The sequence below is a fragment of the Comamonas piscis genome, from assembly GCF_014109725.1.
Taxonomy (GTDB): Bacteria; Pseudomonadota; Gammaproteobacteria; order Burkholderiales; family Burkholderiaceae_C; genus Comamonas; species Comamonas piscis.
Genome location: NZ_CP058554.1, coordinates 2,240,583 through 2,259,220, shown reverse-complemented (window position 1 = coordinate 2,259,220; position 18,638 = coordinate 2,240,583). Strand labels below are relative to the sequence as shown.

Genomic DNA, 18,638 nt, shown 5'->3' with positions numbered 1-18,638 from the left:
GCAGGGCTTTTTTCTGGCTGCTATTGGCTGGTCTTGAACCCCTGGGTCGCCGCCCAGGCCGCCACATCGTCGCGGCGGATCGCAGCGGCCATCAGCTGCGGGAAGGCATCGGGCGTGCAGGCAAAGGAAGGCACACCCAAGGCGGCCAGCTTGGCGGCCAGCGCGGCATCGTAGGCGGGGGCGCCCTCGTCGCTCAGCGCCAGCAAGGTGATGAACTGCACACCCGATTCCACCAGTTCATGGGCGCGGCGCAGCAGGCCTGACTCCACTCCCCCCTCGTACAGGTCCGAGATGAGCACCAGAATGGTGTTGCGCGGCTCGCTAATGAGGCTCTGGCAGTAACCGACGGCACCATTGATGTCGGTGCCGCCGCCCAGCTGCACGCCAAACAGCACATCCACCGGGTCGTCGAGCTTTTCGGTCAGGTCCACCACCGCCGTGTCAAACACCACCAGCTTGGTCGCTACCGCAGGCAGGCTGGCCATCACCGCGCCAAAGATGCTGGAGTACACCACCGAGTTGGCCATGGAGCCGCTTTGGTCGATGCACAGAATCACCTCGCGCTGCGGGCGGCGCGCCTTGCGGCCGTAGCCGATCAAGGTCTCCGGCACGATGGTGCGGTACTCGGGCTGCCAGTGGCGCAGGTTGGCGCGGATCGTGCGGTTCCAGTCGATCTCAGCATGGCGTGGGCGGCGGTTGCGCTGGCTGCGGTCCAGCGCGCCGGCCACGGCGCTGCGCATGGGCTCTTCGAGCTTTTTCATCAGCTCGTCCACCACCTTGCGCACCACCAGGCGTGCAGTGGCCTTGGTGTTTTGCGGGATGACCGAGCCCAGCGAAATCAGGTTGGCCACCAGGTGTACATCGGGCTGCACATTCTCCAGCATCTCGGGCTGCAACAACAACTCTCGCAGCTGCAGCCGCTCCATGGCGTCGCGCTGCATCACCTGCACCACCTGGCTGGGAAAGTACTTGCGGATATCGCCGAGCCAGCGCGATACCGACGGCGAGGAATTGCCCCGGCCGCCCTTACGCGAACCCAGCTGGCTGTCGCCCTCGTAGAGTGCGGCCAGCGCCTGGTCCATCTCTTGCAGGCGCCCGCCCACCGTCCCGCAGCTGGCATCGGCCGGGCTGCCCAGCACCATGCGCCAGCGCTGCAAGCGGGTGGTCGGCTGCATCGCGTCTGCCTCGTCGGGTGGCAGGGTTTGCAAATCGTCTTGCGCCGGGCCTGGCGCGGGATGGGTGGCATTCGTCATCGTCATCACTCCAGCGTTGGGGCTTCGTTGCGGGGGGCTGAGGCAGACGCTATCTGCGCCAGCAACTCGGGCGGCAGATCCAGCCCCAGCATGGCGTTCAGCAGCGGCAGTGCCAGCACGGCGCGGGACTCATCCCAGGGCGCATCTTCATCGCCAGCGGGCAGTACGGCGACAGGCGCAACACCGCCAGCCACCGGCGCGCGCCGGGCCTTGTCGCCCAGGCTCTGGCGCTCATGCTTGCTGAAGTTGGCAAAGCTGCGCCGCACCAGCGGCAAGATCTGCGCAAACTGCAGCTCGCCCAGCCCGGCCAGCCAGGCATCAACGGCGCCCCAAATGGCTTCGTCGTGTAGCAGCACCAGCGCCTGCTGGTTCAAAAAGCCATCCAGCCAGGCGGCCACATCCAGCGGCGCAGCACCCAGCGAGAGGTTGCGGTTGAACTGCAGCACCACCTCGGAGCTTTCCAGCAGATGCTCGTCAAGCAATAACCGGCAAGCCATGCCGCGCAGCAAGGCCGCTGCAGCATCGCCCATCGCCAGGCTGCGCAGCGCGGCGCGCCAGGCGTCCACAGCAGCCTGGGCCTGGGCATCGGTGCCGCGCAGGCGCAAGGCCTCCTGCGCGGCCAGCACCTTGCCCTTCATCGCAGCGGCCGCGTCTTCGTCCATGGCCATGCAGGCCACTGGCAAGCCAATGGCGGCGCGCAGCACCAGCGAATCGATGACGGTGGCCAGCAAGGCCGTATCGGTCTGGCGCACGCTGCCGTAGCGGTACACATTGGCCAGCGGCGGCAGTGCCTGCAGCAGCTGTGCCACATCGCCGGTGGTGGCGGCGCGCTCGGCCAGGGTGGCAATCAGCGATTCGACCAGCTGCGGCAGATTGGCCAGCAGCGCGTCGTCAATCGCCTGCGCGATATCGGGCAAAGGTGTATCGGGCGATAGGCTGGCGCGCAGGCGCGCGGTGGCGGCCTGCGCCACGGTGGCGCCATGCACGCTGGCCTCGATGATGCGCACCGCCAGCTCGGGCTCCCACTGCATCTGCCAGCTCTCGCGGAAGGTGCCCCGGTTGCGCTGCGCATCGGCGGCGCGCGTGCCCCATCCGATGCCCAGCAAGCGCAGGCGGTGCAGAAAATGGCTGCGCGCCAGATCAGTTTCCTTGCGCAGATCCAAGGCCAGCAGCTTGCTGGCCGCCTCGGGCTTCATGCGCAGCGATTTCTGCTGCTGTTCAATATCGCGCTGCAGCGGTACCTGCGGCACATCGGCCGGCACCATGCCCAGCACATGGCCCACGGTCAGCTCGTCGTCAATCAGGTTCAGAGGTGCGGTCTCGCCCATGCAGACCACCGTGACGATGGCCTCGTTGATCTCTTGCAACCCTGGTATCGGCTGGCCACGCATGGCAGCCAGGCCTTCGGCCAGGCGGGTGGCCTCGATGATGTGGGCGCTGGAGCAATCCAGGTCCTTGTCGCGCAGCAGGCGTGCCACGCGGGTCAGCCAGCCTGCAGTGCGCAAGGTGGCGGCATCGCGGGTGCTGCGTGCGGACAGCGGATGGCCTTGCGCCGCTTGCTGTGCCAAGGGCGCATCGGCCCGGTAGCACTGCCAGAGATGCGCGTACCAGCCCGGCGAGGTGACGCCTGCGCCATAGCCGCTGCGGCTGGCCAGGTTGCGGTAGGTCCAGGGCGCCCAGGTTGCCAGCACCTTGGCCTTGGGCAAGCCCTTGAGCACGGCGCTGTCGGCCTTGGCGGTAGTGTTTTGCTGCAGGGCAGGCACATGCCAGGCGCCGCAGACCACGGCAATGCGCTGGTAGCCGGCCTTCACTGCCTCACGGATGCACTGGCGCATATGCGCCTCGCGCTGGGCCTCGCGCAGCGCATAGTGCCGACCGCGTCGTGCCTCGCCCTCGTCGCCCAGCTCGCTGCGCACCGCCGTCATGGCTTCGTTGATGCTGGAAAACAGCGCTTCGCTGTCGCCGCGCTCTTCCACCAGGCGGTTCCACCAGCTTTCGCCATCCTCAAAGCCGGCTGCGTGGGCCAGCCAGTCGAGCGGGTCGCGGATGGGCTGCTGGTCATCGGCGGTCAGATCGTCCTTGTCGTCCTTGTCGTCCATCTCGCCATCGTCTGCAGTAGCAGCTTGCGCGCTGTCGTCATCGGTCTCAGCGGCATCGCCTGGCGCTGCCTCTTCGGCGGTGTCCAGGTCCTCACCCTCTTCCCCGTGCTCCCTCTCCACATCCTGCGCAGGCTCGGGCTTTATCAGCGTCTGGCGCCGCGCCCAGTCCTGGGCCATTGCATGGGTTTGGGGCAGGTCGATAAAGCGGGTGACCACCCCCTGCTCGCTCGCCCATTGCAGCGCCTGCCACTCGGGCGAGAACTCGGCAAAGGGGTAGAAAGCCGCCTGGCTGGGCTCGTCTTGCATGTACACCAGCATGGCGACGGGCGGGCGCAGCTCGGCGCTGCGCAGCATCGGCAGCAAGGCCTCGCCTTCGGGCGGGCCTTCCACCAGCAGGCAGTCGGGCTGCAGCTGCGCCAGCGCTTGCAGCAGGCTGCGCGCACAGCCGGGGCCGTGGTGGCGAATGCCAAAGAAATGGACGTTGTCAGCAGAAGTGGCCATGGGCTCGGTCAGCGTTGTCGGGGGCAGATGAAGAACGGCGTCAGCGACTTAGATTTGCTCGCGGCAGGCGCGGTACAGGTCTTTCCATTCGGCACGTTCTTTGACGACGGTCTCCAGGTATTCCTTCCAGACCACGCTGTCCTGCACAGGGTCCTTGATCACGGCACCCAGCAAGCCGGAGGCGACATCGTGCGCGCGCAGCACACCATCGCCAAAATGGCCGGCCAGGGCCATGCCGCTGTTGATCACCGAGATCGCTTCGGCGGTCGACAAGGTGGAGCTGGGCGACTTGATGCGCACAGTCTTGCCGTCTTCGGTCTGGCCATTGCGCAGCTCGCGGAAGATCTGCACCACACGGCGCACTTCCTCCAGCGCCGGTGCCTCGGCGGGCAGCTGCAGCGCACGGCTTTGCTCGCCCACGCGCTTGGTGACGATCTTTACCTCTTCGTCCTGCGAGGCAGGCACGGGCAGCACGACGGTGTTGAAACGGCGCTTCAACGCGCTCGACAGCTCATTGACGCCCTTGTCGCGGTTGTTGGCCGTGGCGATCACCGAGAAGCCGGTAACGGCCTGGAACTCGGTGGACAGCTCGGGCACCGGCAGTGTCTTTTCCGACAGCACGGTGATGAGGCTGTCCTGCACATCGGCGGGGATGCGGGTCAACTCTTCAATGCGGGCAATCTTGCCCAGCTTCATCGCATGCACCAAGGGGCTGGGGACCAGGGCCTTTTCCGACGGGCCATGGGCCAGCAGTTGCGCATAGTTCCAGCCGTAGCGCAGTTGCTCTTCGCTGGTGCCGGCGGTGCCCTGGATCAGCATGGTCGAGTCGCCGCTCACCGCCGCCGCAAGATGCTCGGATACCCAGGATTTGGCGGTGCCGGGCACGCCGTACAGCAGCAGTGCGCGGTCGGTGGCCAAGGTAGAGACCGCAATCTCCATCAAACGCGGGCTGCCGATGTACTTGGCGCTCACTTCAAAACCATTGCTCAGCTTGCCGCCCATCAGGTACTGCAGCACGGCCCAGGGCGAGAGCTTCCAGTTGGGCGGACGCGGACGGTCATCGGCCTTTTGCAGGGCATCCAGTTCTTCGGCAAATTGCTGTTCGGCGTGCTGGCGTAGTACTTGGCTCATGGTGTGCTTCCGGTAGAGATCAAAAGGTTCGGTGGTGGGGGCGCCATCAGGCGGGCTGGGCTGCTTGCAGCGCCAGGCGCAGATCGACAATGCGGTTGAGTTGGGCGAGCACCTGCGCATCGTCCCAGGGGCGCAGGCGGGAGCGCTCCAGGCGCGCTTGCTGCTCCTGCTTGAGCTTGGCGATGTCGGCCTCGGTGCTGCCTTCGGGCACCACCAATGCAGCGGCGTCATCGGCAGGCTCCGGCTCGGCAGGCGCAGCAGCTACTGGCGCGCGCCACAGCTGCGCAAAGCGTTCCAGGTCACCCACCTGCAGGCGGCGGGCACAGGCCAGAATGGCATGGTCGGCCTGCCAACTGTGCCAGTTGCCGGCAGGTTGGCGCGACTGCAGGGTGCCCAGCAAGGCGTCCAGCAACCAGCGGGACATCTCAGGCGACAGCAATTCGGTGCGCGCCATGGTCTCGTCAATGCGGTGGATCGCTTCGATAAAAGCGCTCTTGCCCCGCTTGGCCTGCAACTGCGCCAGCCACTGGGTTTCGCGCTCTTCAGCGCTCAGCTTGGCCATCAGCAGCGGCAGCAAATTGCTGCTGCGCGAGTCGCTCTCCATGCTCTGGATCAGAGGCAGCCAGCGCACATCGCGCTGGGCGCGCAGTGCCGCAAGCCAACCCTGGCGCAGCGCAGTCTTCCAATCGCTGTGGCGGCTCCAATCCCACAGCTGCTCAGGCGTTTTACCCAGCTGCTGCTGCCAAAAACCCAGCGGCGTCAGCTCCACCAGCTGCTGCAGCCACCAGGCGCGCTGGCCCTTAATGTAGGCCGGCGGCAGCAGGGTGACGCCATCGCGCTCCCAGTCCTTATTGCCCTCTTCGGGTGGCTCGATCTGCCACTCGCCCTTGGCATCCTGGCACAGCATCGCCTGCAACCAGGCGGCCAGGCGCTGGCTGTGCGGGCTTTGCGGCAGGCAGGACAGCAGGCTGGCTGCCGATTCGCGCACCTCTTTGCTGCGGTCGCCCAGCAGCTTTTCCAGCAAGGCCTCGTCGTCACCTGACAAGCCACGCGCCAGGCTCTGCACCATAGGCGCACGCTCGCGGGCGCTCAGCTCCTTGAGGCTGGCTTCCAGGCGGGCGCGGGCCGCTGCTGGATCGGTGTCGCGCTGCTGCTGCAGCAAGGCCACGCGCTGCTCCAGCGAGCCTTCTTGCCAGATCTGCTCGGCATCGGCCGTCTCTTGCACACCATGGGCATAGGCCCATTGCGGGTTCTGGGCAGCCAACCAACGGCCGCGCTCGCCCAGCACCGGCGTGAGCCACTGGCGCAGCTCCACCGATTGGCGGCCCTGGTGCAAGGCCGGCACCAGCAGCGTGTAAGGCAGGCGCTGGCCGGCCTCGTCCAGGCTGGCCAGCGCCAAGGCCAGCAGCTCAGGCGCATTGCCCTGCAGTACCTCGCCGAGCAGGCCCAGCAGGGGTTCGCCCTGCGGCGCCGGGCGTGATTCTTTTGCGGGTGGCGGCACAGGCGCAGCAACGGCTGCTACCGCCCGCTGCGGCTGCGCTGCACCGGGTTGCCAGCCGGCGCGCTCCAATACCGCCGCGACAGCGGTGGCGCGCAGCAGCTGCACGGCCTTGGAATCGGCTGGCTGCAGCAGCGCTGCTTGCAGCGCCTGCTGGCTGGCGGGCGCACTGCGGTCGATGCCCTGGGTAAAGATGGCCGGCACCGCCAGCCGCTCGGCGCCGACCAGCGCCGATTGCTGCAGCGCAGTCCATAGATTTGCTTGGCTCACTGCACGTCACCCCGGTTCTGCCAGATGTTGGTCCATGGCGCCTCGCCGCCTGGCTGCTGCCAGGCACTGAGCAGGCGCCAGCGCCCTTGGTGGGGGCTGCTTTCCCATTCGCCAAACAGCGCCATGGGCGCGCCGCCGCCCAGCGCCTGCAGTTGCCAGGCCTGGTCGTCATCAATCGCCAATGGCACCAGGGCTTGGGTTTGCTGGTGTTGCGGCCACAGCGCATACCACTGGCCATCGCTGGTCTGCAAACGCGCCTGGCCGCACCACAGCGGCTGCACAGCCTGCAAGGGGTTGGCGGCAATGCGCTGGCTCAGCTGCACCAAGGCATCGCGCCATGCCGCATCGCCCAAAGGGGCGCCGGCGCCAGGCGCCAGCAGTTCGATATCAGCACCCGCGATGGCACGCAGCGGCGCCTGGCCGGGGTAGAAATGCAGGCTGCCCCGGTAGCTTTGCGCCGGTACCCAGGCGGTCTCAAAACCGCGCCCGCCCTGCGCATAATCCAGCAGCCAGGCCATGCGCCCGCTGTGCAGGCCTTGCAGCCATACCCGGCGCTCCAGCAAACGGCCTTCGCGCTCAATCTGGCGCAGGCCCACTACCAACCAGTCATCGGCCACCGCTTGGCCTCGCGCTTGCACCTCGGCCTTGTCCATGGGCCAGCCCAAGGCGGCCATCACATCGGCCCGGGTCTCGGCGCTCAGAGCATCGCGGCTTGCCACCGCATCGGCCAGCAACTGCCAGTGGCCCAGCTGCACCAACAGGTCGCGCGACCATTGCGGGTGGCTGTCCACCAGCTCCCAGGCTTCTTTGATGCGAGCGGCCATGCCGCTGGCCTGTGCATCGACCATGCGCGCAGCCATGGTGTTCCAATGCTGGCGGGCTTGCTGGTCGCCCGAGAGGTTGGCCAGGCCATTGCGCAGCATGTCCTGCATCCACAGCTGCAGCTCCTGCATGCCGGCGTCCGCCTTGTCCCAGCGCTTGTCGTCGCGCTTGGCCTGTTGCTTGCCCAGCACCTCGGGATCGGCAGGGGGCGCAGCGGCAATGGCGGCGGCCTTGGCTTCTTTTTTCTCCGCCTTTTCAGCGCGGCCATCCAGCCAGGCGCTGACCCAGGCGGGTGGCTCGGCGCTGTCTGCCACCTGGCCAGCCGCGCGCAACAGCATCAGCGCCAGGCCATGTTTGCAGGGGAATTTACGGCTCGGGCAAGAGCACTTGAAGGACGGCCCGCTCAGGTCCACCTGGGTCTGGTAGGGCTTGGAGCCGCTGCCCTGGCATTCGCCCCAGGCTGCCGTTTCGTTGCAGCCCAGGCTGGGCCATTTGCTGGGGTTCTTCAACCCTTGCGCCGCCTTGGTGGAAGAGGCGTCCGGTGACAGCGCCACCACCTCGGCTTCGGTTGCTAAGACACGTGACAAACCGCCTCCCCTTCCGTTCAATCTGTTAGTTACCGGCTATATGTGTTTATTAGTCGCGGCAACGGAGATTGTAGGCAGGGTCCAAGACAAAACCATGCAAGACGGGCCTCGAACCCGCCTGGCGTCTCACTTTTTTACAGATTTGCGCTGTTCCCAAGCCATCATCGACAGGATGACGATGGCCGCGCTGAGCGAGATATGGCCGCACCAGGTGACTAGGCCCAGCGACCAGCCCTTGAGCGCCACGGCAACGGCCAGCGAGGCCAGCAGCGCCAGCCAGCCAAACCGGCGCAGGCCCCGGGTTTGACCAGGCGCCAGCTCACGGCCAAACAGGTCGAGCTGGTGGCGGTCCATGGCCAGCGCCAGCAGTGCAAAGGCGGGCAGCGACAGCAGTTGAATCGCAAGATGGTTCATGGCCGGGCCTCCTGCAGATCGGTAGCAATGACGGCGCTATTTGCCACAGCACTTGGTACCACAGCGCCAACATCCGCAGCGCGAGCAGGTGCCGGGCGTGGCGCCACCTGGCGCTGCGGCTTGGGCTTGGGTTTGTGGCGCCAGGTGCGCACCGCCAGCCAGGCATGCAGCGCGGCCAGCGCCAGCAAGCTCAGCTCCAGCCCGCTGAACACCCAGTCACCCTCGATCAAGCTGCGCCACAGCGGGCGGTCGGTGGTCAGCACATTGACGACTGGCAGCAAGGCCAGCGCCGCACAACCGGCCCAGAGCAGCTCCACCCAGGCGCGCTTGGCAGGCCGCAGCATGGCCCAGACGAGGCTGGCACCCCAGAGGATGAAGAACCAGTGGATCTCCCAGTCGCTGCGCTTTTCCATCTCCAGCGGCAGCAGGCGGTTGGCCCAGAGCATGGCGGCCATGGCGATGCTGAGCCCGGCAATGGCGGCAATGTTCAGCCGCTCCACCAGCCAGAAGCCAAAGTAAGGCTTGTCCGGATTGGGCAGCTTGGTGCGGCGCTTGACAGTCCACATCACCAGGCCCGTGCCCACCATCGCCGTGCCCGCCAGGCTGGTCAGAAAGTACAGCCAGCGCACGGTGGTATCGCCAAAACGGCCCAGGTGCAATGCGTACAGCACGCCACGGGTCTCGGCCGCCGCACCCACTTGGTCCTTGACCTCCAGCAGCTTGCCTGTGCTGCCCTCGAACAGCATGTATTTGGGGCTGATCGACACCCGCTCGAAATCGCCGTAGGTGACGATCACGCGTGCGGAGGTATCGCCGGCGTTGTTGACGGTGACGCGGCCAATGCGGTCCTCGCCCCAGCGCTGCTGGGCCTGGCGCACCATATCGCCCAAGGGGGCCAGCGGCGCCGCTTCGCCACTGGGTTTGCCGGCGGGGATAAAGGCGCTGATCTCGCTTTGCATGGCCTGGCGCTCGGCCTGGGTCTTGAACGCTGCGGTGCTGGCCCAGGGCATGGTCATGGTCATCAGGGTGACCAGACCGGTGTACGTAATCATCGCGTGGAAGGGCAGACCGAAGACCGACAGCGCATTGTGCGCATCCAGCCAGGAGCGCTGGCCTTTGCCACCCCGGAAGGTGAAGAAGTCGACAAAAATCTTTTTGTGCGTGATCACGCCGCTGACGATGGCCACCAGCATGAACATGGCGCAGAAACTGGCCAGCCAGCGGGCCCAGAGCACCGGCATGTAATGGAACTGAAAATGGAAGCGGTAGAAGAATTCGCCGCCTACCGTCTCGCGGCTGGCCACCTTCTGGCCGGTCTGCGGATCAAACACCGCGCTGCCAAAGCCGCGCTCGCCCTTCTCGGGCTTGGCAATGCGCCAGAACGCACTCACCACGTTGTTGCGCGCATCGGGCATGCCCAGGCTCCACTGGTTGCTGCCAGGCGCCACCTGTTGCATCTCTTGCGCAATACGGGGCACGACCTCCGCCGGATCGGGCACCACCGCCTGGTGCGCCAGCTCGGGCCGCATCCACTGCGAGATCTCTTCCTTGAAGTAGCTCACCGTGCCGGTGAGAAACATCGCATACAGAATCCAGCCCACCAGCAGCCCGGCCCAGATGTGCAGGTCGGACATGGTCTGGCGAATGCCGCGTGCGGCGGGCTTGCCAGGTTTGCTATTTTTTTTCTCGATGGCAGTCATGCCGGGTTCACTCCATTCCACACCGGCCAGGCGGCCAGTACCAGCGGCAGCGCTGCCAGCAGCAGCCCCACCCAGGCACGGGTGGCCGAGCGCACCGCAAACACCCAGATCACCGCGCCGGTATAGACCAGAAAGCTGGCCATGGTGCCGGCCAGCACCGCTTGGGGCTTGTCCATGGGCAAGGCCAGCACGGCCACGCTGGCCACCGCCCCCAGCACATAGCCGCCGCCAATGGCAGCGACGATGCGCGAGAGCAGCGGCCCGACCTGGCAGGCCTTGGCCAGCGCGGCGCGCAAGGCGCCGCTTACTGCGCTAGAGGTCATTTGGCGGGGTTAGGTGCTGCCACAGGGCCCGCAGCCACAGGCGCCACGCCTTGGGGCTTCACATAGGTGACCGAGGTCACATAGCTCACGCCGTCGTACTTCTCGCCAGCGCGCTCGCCAGGGTTGCGGTCGTTGTGCTTGATCTCGGCCACATACTGGCCTTGCCATGGCAGGTCAAAATGCACCAGGCCTTGCGCATCGGTGTGGCCTTCTTTCATCCAGCCCGATTGGGTGACGATGCCGACCTGGGTCTTGGCCAGTGGCTGGCCCTTGAAGGTGGCCTTGAATTCGCCGTCCTTGCCCGTCGGTGTCAGGTCCAAGGTCAGCTTGGGCTTTTGGGCAGCAAAGCCGGTGACCAGGCGTGCAGCGGGGTGGTACCAGCTGGTCACATCCTTGCCATCGCGCTTGAACTTGGACAGCGGGTAGCTGGCATCTTCAGCCACGATGGACACGCCTTCCTGGATCGTGAACGGCAAGCTGAAGCCATTGGCGGTCTTGCTGCCGGCAGCGGCTTTTTCTTCGCCCTTGGCATTGATCAGCACGCCTTGTGGCTTGCCAAAGTGGTCCAGCAGGCCGGGCGATGCTTCGCGCAGGTTGTCGCCAAACTCGCCAAAGCGCAGCACCACGGCATTGTCTGCACCGGCGGGCTCCAGCCAGATCTGGTGGGCTTGGGCGGACAGGGCCAGCACGGCCAGGCTCAGGGCAGACAGGGATTTCTTCAACATATGCTCTCTCTCCTCTTTGATAAAAATACTGCGGGCATGCTGCGCAGGCCCGCAAACCACGCCTTAAAAATCAACCGTTGCCGACAACACCACGGTGCGCGGCGCGCTCAAGGTCAGGTAGTTGTTGCCGCTGATCATCCATACGTTCTTGCCCGTCAGGTTCTCGACATTGGCACGCAGCACCACCGGCTTGCCGCTGACCTGGGTGCGGTAGCGCGCGCCCACATCAAAGCGGGTCCAGCCCGAGAGCTTGAGCGTGTTGGCATTGCTGGCCCAGGCCGAGCCGGTGCGGATCACACGGCCGTTGACCGACAGGCCCTGCACGCCGGGCACATCCCAGTCGGCGCCCAGATTGGCATTGACCTTGGGCACGCCGTAAGCGTCGTTGCCCTGGTACTGCGCCGCCTTGGTAACCTTGGCGCGGTTGAAGGTGACACCGCCCATCAAACGCAGACCGCGCTGCAGCTCGCCATAGGCGGCCAGCTCCAGGCCCCGGTTGCGCTGCTCACCATCAAAGCTGTAGATGTTGGTGGTCGGGTCGGTCATGCTGTTGGGCCGGCTGATCTGGAACAGGCTGGCCGTCGTCATGAAGCTGCCCCAATCCACTTTCACACCCGCTTCGTACTGCTTGGATTTGAACGGTGGGAACACCTCACCGGCATTGACCGCCGTGTTGGGCGCGGTGGCGCCGCGCGACAGGCCGGCGGTGTAGTTGCCGTACAGCGAAACCTGGTCACTGGCCTTGACCACCAGGCCCACCAAGGGCGTGGTAGCGCTCTTTTTGTAGCTGCTGGTCTGGTTGCCGGTGGCAGTGCTGAAGTTGCGCAGGTCCACCGTCTGGCGGCGCAGACCCAAGGTCAGCAGCAGGCGGTCATCGGCAAAGGCCATGGTGTCCGTCACCGCAATGCCGTAGTTGTGCGCCTTGGAGGCCTTGTTGGGCTCCGTGCGCGCGCCTTCAACAGGCGGCAGCGGAGAGGGGTTGTATATGTTCGATGGCGCGGTGGTCAGGCCCGACACATAGGCATTGCCGGCCTCCTGGCGCAGGTCGGTGGCGCTCACCACCAGTGCATGCTTGACGCCAGCGGTGGCGAACTTGGCACGCAGGCCCACATCGGCGCTGCTGGTTTCGCTGTACGAGTCATAGAAACTGCTGCGCACCGTGAAGTCGCCCGCAGCATTCATCGACGTCGTGGTCGTCGGGAAAATCTGTTGGGCCTTGCCCTTGCGGTAGCCCACGCCTGCAAAGGCGGTGACCTGGTCGTTCAGGTCCACTTCCAGGCGCGAGGCAATGACCTTGTCATCCAGCGACAGTTCCGTATCGGGAAACCAGTTGCCACGTGCCTCGGGCGGCTTGGGCAGCGCCGTCAACGCGGGGTTGAAGCCGATCTGGGGGCGGTAGTCTTCCAGCTCTTCGCGCTGCGCATAGGCATCGAGCGACCAGCGCAGGTTGCTGCCCCGGTAGTCGACGGCAATCGCGCCCACGCCCACCTTCTGGTCGCCGCCGCGGATGCTGGCCTCGCCATCGCGCAAGGCGCCGTTGACGCGCACGCCCCATTCCTTGTTCTCGCCAAAGCGGCGCGAGATATCGACGCTGGTGCCAAACTGCGCACGGCCCAGGTACTGCAGGCCCACGCGGTTCAGCGGCGCATCGCCGGCACGCTTGGTTTGCACATTGATGGCACCGCCAATGCTGCCGCCCGGTGGCATGCCGCCCACCATCGCGCCCGGGCCCTTGAGCAGTTCGGCGCGCTCCAGGATCTCCGCCGGCACGCGGCTTGACGAGGTCAAACCATAAAGGCCGTTGAGGCCCACATCGCCACCGCTGATGCCAAAGCCACGCACCTGGATGTCTTCGCTGAAACCCTGCGAGGCAGTGGTGAGGCGCACCGAGGCATCGTTGGCCAGCACCTCGCCCAAGGTGCGCGCCTGCTGGTCGGCCACCGCTTCTGCGGTGTAGGCCACGGTCGAGAAAGGCGTGTCCATCACATCCTGGTCGCCCAGCATGCCAATGCGGCTGCCGCGCGCCTGCTTGCCGCCGGCATAGGCCTCGGGCCGGTCGCCGGCGCGGGTCGCGGGCGCTGTTACCACCACCGGGTTCAGCGCTACTTCGGCGGCGGTCTGGCCGTTGTCGATCACCAGGGTGCTGCCTTCAATGCGGGCCACTAGGTTGGTGTTGCGCAGCAGCTGGCGCACGGCGTCCTGGGCGCTCATGCTGCCTTTGACGGCCGCTCCCGGGCGGCCTTGCACCAGCGCGGGCGGCGCCATCAGCTGCAGACCGGCCTGGCGGGCCAGCTGGGCCAGTGCGCTGTCGAGCGGCTGGGCGGAAATATCAAAATCAGCGGCCGAGGCTGCGCCGGCCAAAGCGGCAATGGCCAGGGCAATCAGGTGGCGTTTGCAGGGGTGCGACATATCGTTGGGTACTTTCCTCATGTGGTTCACAAGAGGTAATACGAACGAGACGCAGTTTTCCCTCAACAACAGCGACAGTATTTTTAAATGGCCGAATGCCGGCCGATAGTGAACGCGCGCCATCGCTCAACTCTGCGCTTTGCGCCGTGCAATCGTGATGCGGCGCGCGGCGCCCTGGCCTTCTTCGCGCACGACCACCGGCAGGCTGCGCGGCAGCAGCTGCAGCCAGCTGCGGGCATCGGCAATGCGTACCCGGCCAAAAATCGTCAGGTGTTCAGCATCCGGTGCCACCTGCATGGGCACCTGGCCGTAACGGGCCAGGCGCTGCACGGCCAGGCCCAGCGGCTCGTGGCGGAAGTCCAGCCAGCCGTTGCGCCAGGCCGCCACCTCGTCCGGGTTGCTGTCGCGTCGGGGTGTCTGGCCCAGCTGCCAATCCAGGGTCTGGCTGGCGGTCAGCTCCCAGCCATCGCTGGCATCGGCCGTGTCGCCATCGCGGCCCCGGTTTTGCACGCGCACGCGCCCCTCTTCCACGGCCACCCGCACGCCACCCTGGGCGTCCAGGGCCACCTCAAAGCGGGTACCCAGCACGGTGATACGGGCCGGGCCGGCATCGACGATAAACGGCGCATCGGCATTGCGCGCCACACTGAAAAAGGCTGCTCCGTGGTGCATCTGCACATAGCGGCGTGTGCCGTAATAGCGCACATCCAGGCGGGTTTGGGCATCGAGGGCGATGCTGCCGCCATCGGGCAGCGGCTGAGTCAGCTGGCGGCCGGTGGCGGTTCCCAGCTGGATCTGCCATGTCGCTACCTGGCTTTGGTACAGGCGCCAAGCCAGGCTGCCGCTGGCACCCAAGCCGGCCACCCCCAACAAGGCGGACAGCGCCCGGCGCCGGCCTTTGCGCGGCATGCTCTGCACCGCTGCGTCACCACGCCATTCATGCAAGGCCGCTTCAATCGCGTCCATCGCGCGCATGATGTCGCGCTCCACCGTCTTGACCGACACGCCATGTGCAGCCGCAATCGCCATCTGGGATTCGCCATCGAGCCGGTCGGCCAAAAACATGCTGCGGCAACGCTCAGGCAAGGCGGCAATTGCCGCATCGACGGCCGCCAGCGCCTCACGCTGCAGGCAGGCCTCCGCCACATCCTGGCCCATCGCGTGCATGCCGACAGTGTTGTCATGGAATGCGCTGTCAAAGCGCTCCGACGTGCGGGCTGCCCTGCGCAGGTGGTCTACCACCAGGTGCTCGGCCACCGTGTACAGATAGGCGCGGGGCGCCGGGTGGCTGGTCTGGGCCGCCGGACCGGCTTCCACCACGCGCAGCCAGGCGTCGTGCACGATATCCTGGGCCGATTGGCGGCTGCCGGTACGGCGCGCAACAAAGGCGATCAGTTCACGGTAGCTATCGCGAAAGGCTTCCAACGGGAGGGCGGACATGAGGGGGACGGACAGAGAGATGAACGATAAAGGCGCGTCAGTATATTACGAATGAGAATGGATCTCATTGTTATACAAATTCTCTTTAAAAACAGCGCCTTAATTGCCCGCTCGCGGGGGCGGTTACTGCTGGCCGTCAGCTCGCCGTTGCCTCTGGGATGAGGCCATAAAAAACGCCCTGCAGCTCCGATGCAGGGCGTGGTCGCAGACAAAGCCGCTTACAGGTCGCGCTTGATCAAAGCACCGCTGAACAAAACCGGCCCGGTGGGGCCCGTCTCGCTGGGCACGCCGCCCTTGGGCTCAAGGCTGATGGCCAGCGCTGGGACGGCCTGTACCTGGGCCAGTTGGGCCTGCAGTTGCTCCAGACGCCCCTCACCCATCACGCCGAGCGACTGCGGCGCACCCTGCGCTGGCAAAGCCCAGAGTTGCAGGGAGCGGTCAGCGGCTTCCTGGAAACCGCCCACCCGCTGCAGTGCCAACTGGCCTTGGCGCGCATCAAAGGTCACCAGCATCGAAGCCTGGGCTTTGCCATCGGCCAGCACGGCCACGTACTGCACCTGCGGCATGGTCTGCAAGGCGGTCTGCGCGGTTTGCAGCTGGGTTTGCAAGGCAGACAGCTGCTGGCCCGAGGTCTTTTGCAGGCTTTGCTGTGCAAACAGGCCAATGGCCACGGCAGCCACGGTGGCCACGGCACCAGTCAGCGCCAGTGAGCGCCACCAGGCCAGCGCCTTTGGGGTACGGGCGTTGGCAGCAGCGCGCTGCTGTTCCAGCGCAAGGCCTGCCTGGTCGGCATCGACCAGGTTCTGGATACGGGTCCAGACGGCGGCATCGGGCTGCACGGGCGATTGCAGCTCCGACAGCGCCGACCAGCGGCCCTGCCACAGCAAGGCGGCAGCACGCACCTGCGGATGGGTGCGGGCCATGTGTTCAAAGCGGCGGCGCGCACCGGCACGCAGGGTACCCAAGGCATAGGAGGCGGCCAGGCGGTCCAGCAGTTCGGGGTGTTGTACGAGGTTCATCAGAGCACTCCTTGCGCCTATACGTGGCGGGCCATGCACTTGCGCAGCTGCTCCAGGCTGCGCCGCATCCAGGTTTTGACGGTGCCCAGCGGCAGCTGGAAGTGGCTGGCCAGCTCGCTGTGGCTCAAATCGCGCAAATAGGCCAGGCTCACCACTTGGCGCTGGGCCTGCTGCAGCCGGTCCATGCACTGGTGCAAAACGGTCGCCTGCTCACTGGCCTCTGCCCATTGCATGGGGCTTTGTGCATCTTCTGCCTGCGGCAAATCATCCATGTCGTCCACAACCGCATGCTGGTCCAGCCGCTCGGCCCGGCGCCGGCGCAAAAAATCCAGCGCCCTGCTGCGCACCAGCAGGCCCATCCAGGCCAGCGGCGGGCTGAGCGAATCGCGGTAGCTGCCCGCTTTGTGCCAAATAGCGACAAAGCTGTCCTGCAACACATCTTCGGCCCAGGCCTTGTTGCCCAGAATGCGCAGCGCCAACCCGTACAGCCGCGAGGCGGTGTCGTCGTACAACAGCCGCAGCGCTTTTTCGTCGCGGGCGGCTATGCGGTCTAACAAAAGCATCAGTTCAGAGTCCGGTGTGGTAGAGGTGCGCATCTAAGCATTGTGGGGCGAAGCCTGCTCAGCCGGTGTATCCGTTGTATTGCTGCCAAGCAGCAAGCCAAAAGGCCAAACCATCCCAAGGACTACAGGTAAGCACTCGCTCACCCCACAGACTTCCATGCGTCTAGCCGCTATACGCAGCAAATCGCCGCTTGGATGCATAAACGATGCAAAAAAATAATGGGGCGCACTGAATCCAAACCCGCTGCTGGCGCGTAGTGAATGGCGTAGACCCTGCCCAGACGGGTCGGAAAGCCGGAGTTCCTATGAAAACAGCCACTATCGCCGCATTTACCCAGTCATCCAAGCCATGTGCCACCGCCGGGAGGCAGCCATGCCACTGAACACGCCCATCGAGCGCTGGTACGGTTTGCGGGTCTGGCTGGTCGGGGCCAGCTCGGGCGTTGGCCTGGCATTGGCGGAGCAGCTGCATGCGGCGGGCGCCCAAGTCATTGTGTCGGCGCGCCGGCAGGCGATTCTGGAGGATTTTGCGAAATCGCACCCCGGCAGCCAGGCGCTGTCGCTGGATGTGACCGACCGCCAGGCCGTCATCAATGCCGTCATGCAGCTGGTCGACGAGGCACCCTTGGATCTGGTCTGCTACTGTGCAGGCCAACACCAGACCATGCAGGCCGATGACCTGGACCTGAACGCCCTGCTCCAGCAGCGCGAGGTCGCACTGATCGGTGCCTTGCATCTGTTTGCCGCCGTGACCCCCCATCTGCTGGCAGCGGCGCGTGCGGGCCGCCATCCCCATCTGAGCCTGGTGGCCAGCGTGGCGGGCTTGCGGGGTCTGCCGGGCAATCTGGCCTACGGACCCAGCCAGGCCGCACTCATCAACCTGGCTGAGACCCTGCAGCTGGAGCTGCCCCCCCAGGGCGTGGGCGTGAGCCTGGCCGTCGTCAAGCCCGGCCTGGTGGCCACACCGTTTACCGAACCCCACCCCGGCACCCAGCCCCCCTGGGCCCAACCGGAACAAGCGGCCAGCGCCATGCTGCAAGGTTGGGCGCGGGGCAGCTTCCAACTGGCGCTGCCTTGGCGCAGCAAACTGGGCCGGCGTTCGGGTCAAGCCACTTCCGCACCAGGATTTTTTGCCTGGCTGCGCCGTTTACAGGGGAACTGAACCATGCTGACGCTGCACCATCTGGAGACCTCGCGCTCGCAGCGCGTTCTGTGGTTGCTTGAAGAGCTGAACCTGCCCTATGCGCTGCAGACCTACCCGCGCGATGCCAAGACCCGCCTGGCACCGCCGGCGCTCAAGCGCATCCACCCGCTGGGCCTCTCACCCATCCTCTGCGACCGGGGCCTGGTGATTGCCGAATCCGGCGCCATCATCGAATACCTGGCCGAACGCTATGGCGCCTGGGCGCCCCCTGACATGGCCTACCTGGATCCGCCGCGCGGCAGCCCCGAGCATTTGCAGTGCCGCTACTGGATGCATTTTGCCGAGGGCTCGCTGATGAACTGGATGCTGCTGCAGCTGGTGTTTGACAGCATCGCCGCCAAGCCCTTGCCGCTGTTGCTGCGCCCCGTTGTGGGCCCGGTGCTGCGCGGCCTGCGCCAGCAGGTGCATAAACAGCTGATTGCGCCCCACATGGATGCAGCGATGGCCTATATGAACAACCACCTGGCCCAGCAACCCTGGTTTGCCGGTGAGCACCTGACGATGGCCGATTTTCAGATGGGTTTTGCGGTGGAAGCTGCGCTGGCCCGCTGCGCCAATCCCGCTGACTGGCCCCATCTGCACGCCTACCGCCAGCGCATGCAGGCACGTGAGGCCTACCAGCGGGCGATTGCCAAGGGCGGCCCGGTGGTGATGAAGCTCTGAGCGTTGACACCCAGCAT

15 protein-coding genes are annotated in these 18,638 nt (G+C 65.8%); 2 read left to right on the top strand and 13 right to left on the bottom strand.

Features of this window, described 5'->3' with window-relative positions:
- Positions 1-20: 20 nt before the first annotated feature.
- The 13 genes from HS961_RS10090 to HS961_RS10030 all read right to left on the bottom strand — a co-directional run bounded on the left by HS961_RS10090 (position 21) and on the right by HS961_RS10030 (position 16,754).
- Entirely contained in the window at positions 21-1,175 is a 1,155-nt protein-coding gene (locus tag HS961_RS10090) for a VWA domain-containing protein (protein WP_182328211.1), read from the bottom strand.
- A gap of 83 nt (positions 1,176-1,258) precedes the next feature.
- Positions 1,259-3,853: a DUF5682 family protein gene (locus HS961_RS10085; protein ID WP_182327587.1), complete on the bottom strand. Its 2,595-nt coding sequence runs from the start codon at positions 3,851-3,853 to the stop codon at positions 1,259-1,261.
- Between the two features lie 48 nt (positions 3,854-3,901).
- A complete protein-coding gene (locus HS961_RS10080; protein ID WP_182327585.1) occupies positions 3,902-4,984 on the bottom strand; it encodes an ATP-binding protein in 1,083 nt (360 codons plus the stop codon).
- Positions 4,985-5,030: 46 nt separating this feature from the next.
- The gene (locus tag HS961_RS10075) at positions 5,031-6,752 is read right to left on the bottom strand and encodes a DUF5691 domain-containing protein (protein ID WP_182327584.1); all 1,722 of its coding nucleotides are present in this window, start codon (positions 6,750-6,752) and stop codon (positions 5,031-5,033) included.
- Positions 6,749-8,161: an SWIM zinc finger family protein gene (locus HS961_RS10070; RefSeq protein ID WP_182327583.1), complete on the bottom strand. Its 1,413-nt coding sequence runs from the start codon at positions 8,159-8,161 to the stop codon at positions 6,749-6,751. Before HS961_RS10070 ends, HS961_RS10075 begins: the two co-directional genes overlap by 4 nt.
- Positions 8,162-8,287: 126 nt before the next feature.
- Complete coding sequence (locus tag HS961_RS10065) at positions 8,288-8,575, bottom strand: DUF3325 domain-containing protein (protein WP_182327582.1); 288 nt, start codon at positions 8,573-8,575, stop codon at positions 8,288-8,290.
- On the bottom strand, positions 8,572-10,275 hold the full coding sequence (locus HS961_RS10060; protein WP_182327581.1) for a PepSY-associated TM helix domain-containing protein: 1,704 nt from the start codon (positions 10,273-10,275) through the stop codon (positions 8,572-8,574). Before HS961_RS10060 ends, HS961_RS10065 begins: the two co-directional genes overlap by 4 nt.
- Positions 10,272-10,598 carry a DUF3649 domain-containing protein gene (locus tag HS961_RS10055; protein WP_182327580.1) on the bottom strand — a complete coding sequence of 109 codons (327 nt, stop codon included), beginning with the start codon at positions 10,596-10,598 and terminating at the stop codon, positions 10,272-10,274. Before HS961_RS10055 ends, HS961_RS10060 begins: the two co-directional genes overlap by 4 nt.
- Positions 10,595-11,323 (bottom strand): cobalt ABC transporter substrate-binding protein, encoded by a 729-nt coding sequence (locus HS961_RS10050; RefSeq protein WP_182327578.1) that lies wholly within the window; start codon positions 11,321-11,323, stop codon positions 10,595-10,597. Before HS961_RS10050 ends, HS961_RS10055 begins: the two co-directional genes overlap by 4 nt.
- Before the next feature lie 63 nt (positions 11,324-11,386).
- Positions 11,387-13,732 (bottom strand): TonB-dependent receptor, encoded by a 2,346-nt coding sequence (locus HS961_RS10045; protein WP_238347880.1) that lies wholly within the window; start codon positions 13,730-13,732, stop codon positions 11,387-11,389.
- 126 nt (positions 13,733-13,858) lie between these two features.
- On the bottom strand, positions 13,859-15,172 hold the full coding sequence (locus HS961_RS10040; RefSeq protein ID WP_182327576.1) for a sigma-70 family RNA polymerase sigma factor: 1,314 nt from the start codon (positions 15,170-15,172) through the stop codon (positions 13,859-13,861).
- A 218-nt stretch (positions 15,173-15,390) separates the two neighbouring features.
- Positions 15,391-16,191 (bottom strand): anti-sigma factor, encoded by an 801-nt coding sequence (locus HS961_RS10035; RefSeq protein WP_182327574.1) that lies wholly within the window; start codon positions 16,189-16,191, stop codon positions 15,391-15,393.
- Positions 16,192-16,208: 17 nt separating this feature from the next.
- Positions 16,209-16,754 (bottom strand): sigma-70 family RNA polymerase sigma factor, encoded by a 546-nt coding sequence (locus HS961_RS10030; RefSeq protein ID WP_238347879.1) that lies wholly within the window; start codon positions 16,752-16,754, stop codon positions 16,209-16,211.
- Positions 16,755-17,127: 373 nt separating this feature from the next.
- Between HS961_RS10030 and HS961_RS10025 the strand changes: the two genes are divergently transcribed.
- On the top strand, positions 17,128-17,916 hold the full coding sequence (locus tag HS961_RS10025) for an SDR family NAD(P)-dependent oxidoreductase (protein ID WP_182327570.1): 789 nt from the start codon (positions 17,128-17,130) through the stop codon (positions 17,914-17,916).
- 3 nt (positions 17,917-17,919) lie between these two features.
- Positions 17,920-18,621, top strand: coding sequence for a glutathione S-transferase family protein (locus HS961_RS10020; RefSeq protein WP_182327568.1), 702 nt, complete (start codon positions 17,920-17,922; stop codon positions 18,619-18,621).
- Positions 18,622-18,638: the final 17 nt, after the last annotated feature.

Excerpts from the sequence above, each read along its gene's own strand:
- HS961_RS10090 (WP_182328211.1), bottom strand. The coding sequence starts at position 1,175 with ATGCAGCCGACCACCCGCTTGCAGCGCTGGCGCATGGTGCTGGGCAGC.
- HS961_RS10085 (WP_182327587.1), bottom strand. The coding sequence starts at position 3,853 with ATGGCCACTTCTGCTGACAACGTCCATTTCTTTGGCATTCGCCACCAC.
- HS961_RS10080 (WP_182327585.1), bottom strand. The coding sequence starts at position 4,984 with ATGAGCCAAGTACTACGCCAGCACGCCGAACAGCAATTTGCCGAAGAA.
- HS961_RS10065 (WP_182327582.1), bottom strand. The coding sequence starts at position 8,575 with ATGAACCATCTTGCGATTCAACTGCTGTCGCTGCCCGCCTTTGCACTG.
- HS961_RS10060 (WP_182327581.1), bottom strand. The coding sequence starts at position 10,275 with ATGACTGCCATCGAGAAAAAAAATAGCAAACCTGGCAAGCCCGCCGCA.
- HS961_RS10055 (WP_182327580.1), bottom strand. The coding sequence starts at position 10,598 with ATGACCTCTAGCGCAGTAAGCGGCGCCTTGCGCGCCGCGCTGGCCAAG.
- HS961_RS10050 (WP_182327578.1), bottom strand. The coding sequence starts at position 11,323 with ATGTTGAAGAAATCCCTGTCTGCCCTGAGCCTGGCCGTGCTGGCCCTG.
- HS961_RS10045 (WP_238347880.1), bottom strand. The coding sequence starts at position 13,732 with ATGTCGCACCCCTGCAAACGCCACCTGATTGCCCTGGCCATTGCCGCT.
- HS961_RS10040 (WP_182327576.1), bottom strand. The coding sequence starts at position 15,172 with ATGTCCGCCCTCCCGTTGGAAGCCTTTCGCGATAGCTACCGTGAACTG.
- HS961_RS10035 (WP_182327574.1), bottom strand. The coding sequence starts at position 16,191 with ATGAACCTCGTACAACACCCCGAACTGCTGGACCGCCTGGCCGCCTCC.
- HS961_RS10030 (WP_238347879.1), bottom strand. The coding sequence starts at position 16,754 with ATGCTTTTGTTAGACCGCATAGCCGCCCGCGACGAAAAAGCGCTGCGG.
- HS961_RS10025 (WP_182327570.1), top strand. The coding sequence starts at position 17,128 with ATGCCACTGAACACGCCCATCGAGCGCTGGTACGGTTTGCGGGTCTGG.
- HS961_RS10020 (WP_182327568.1), top strand. The coding sequence starts at position 17,920 with ATGCTGACGCTGCACCATCTGGAGACCTCGCGCTCGCAGCGCGTTCTG.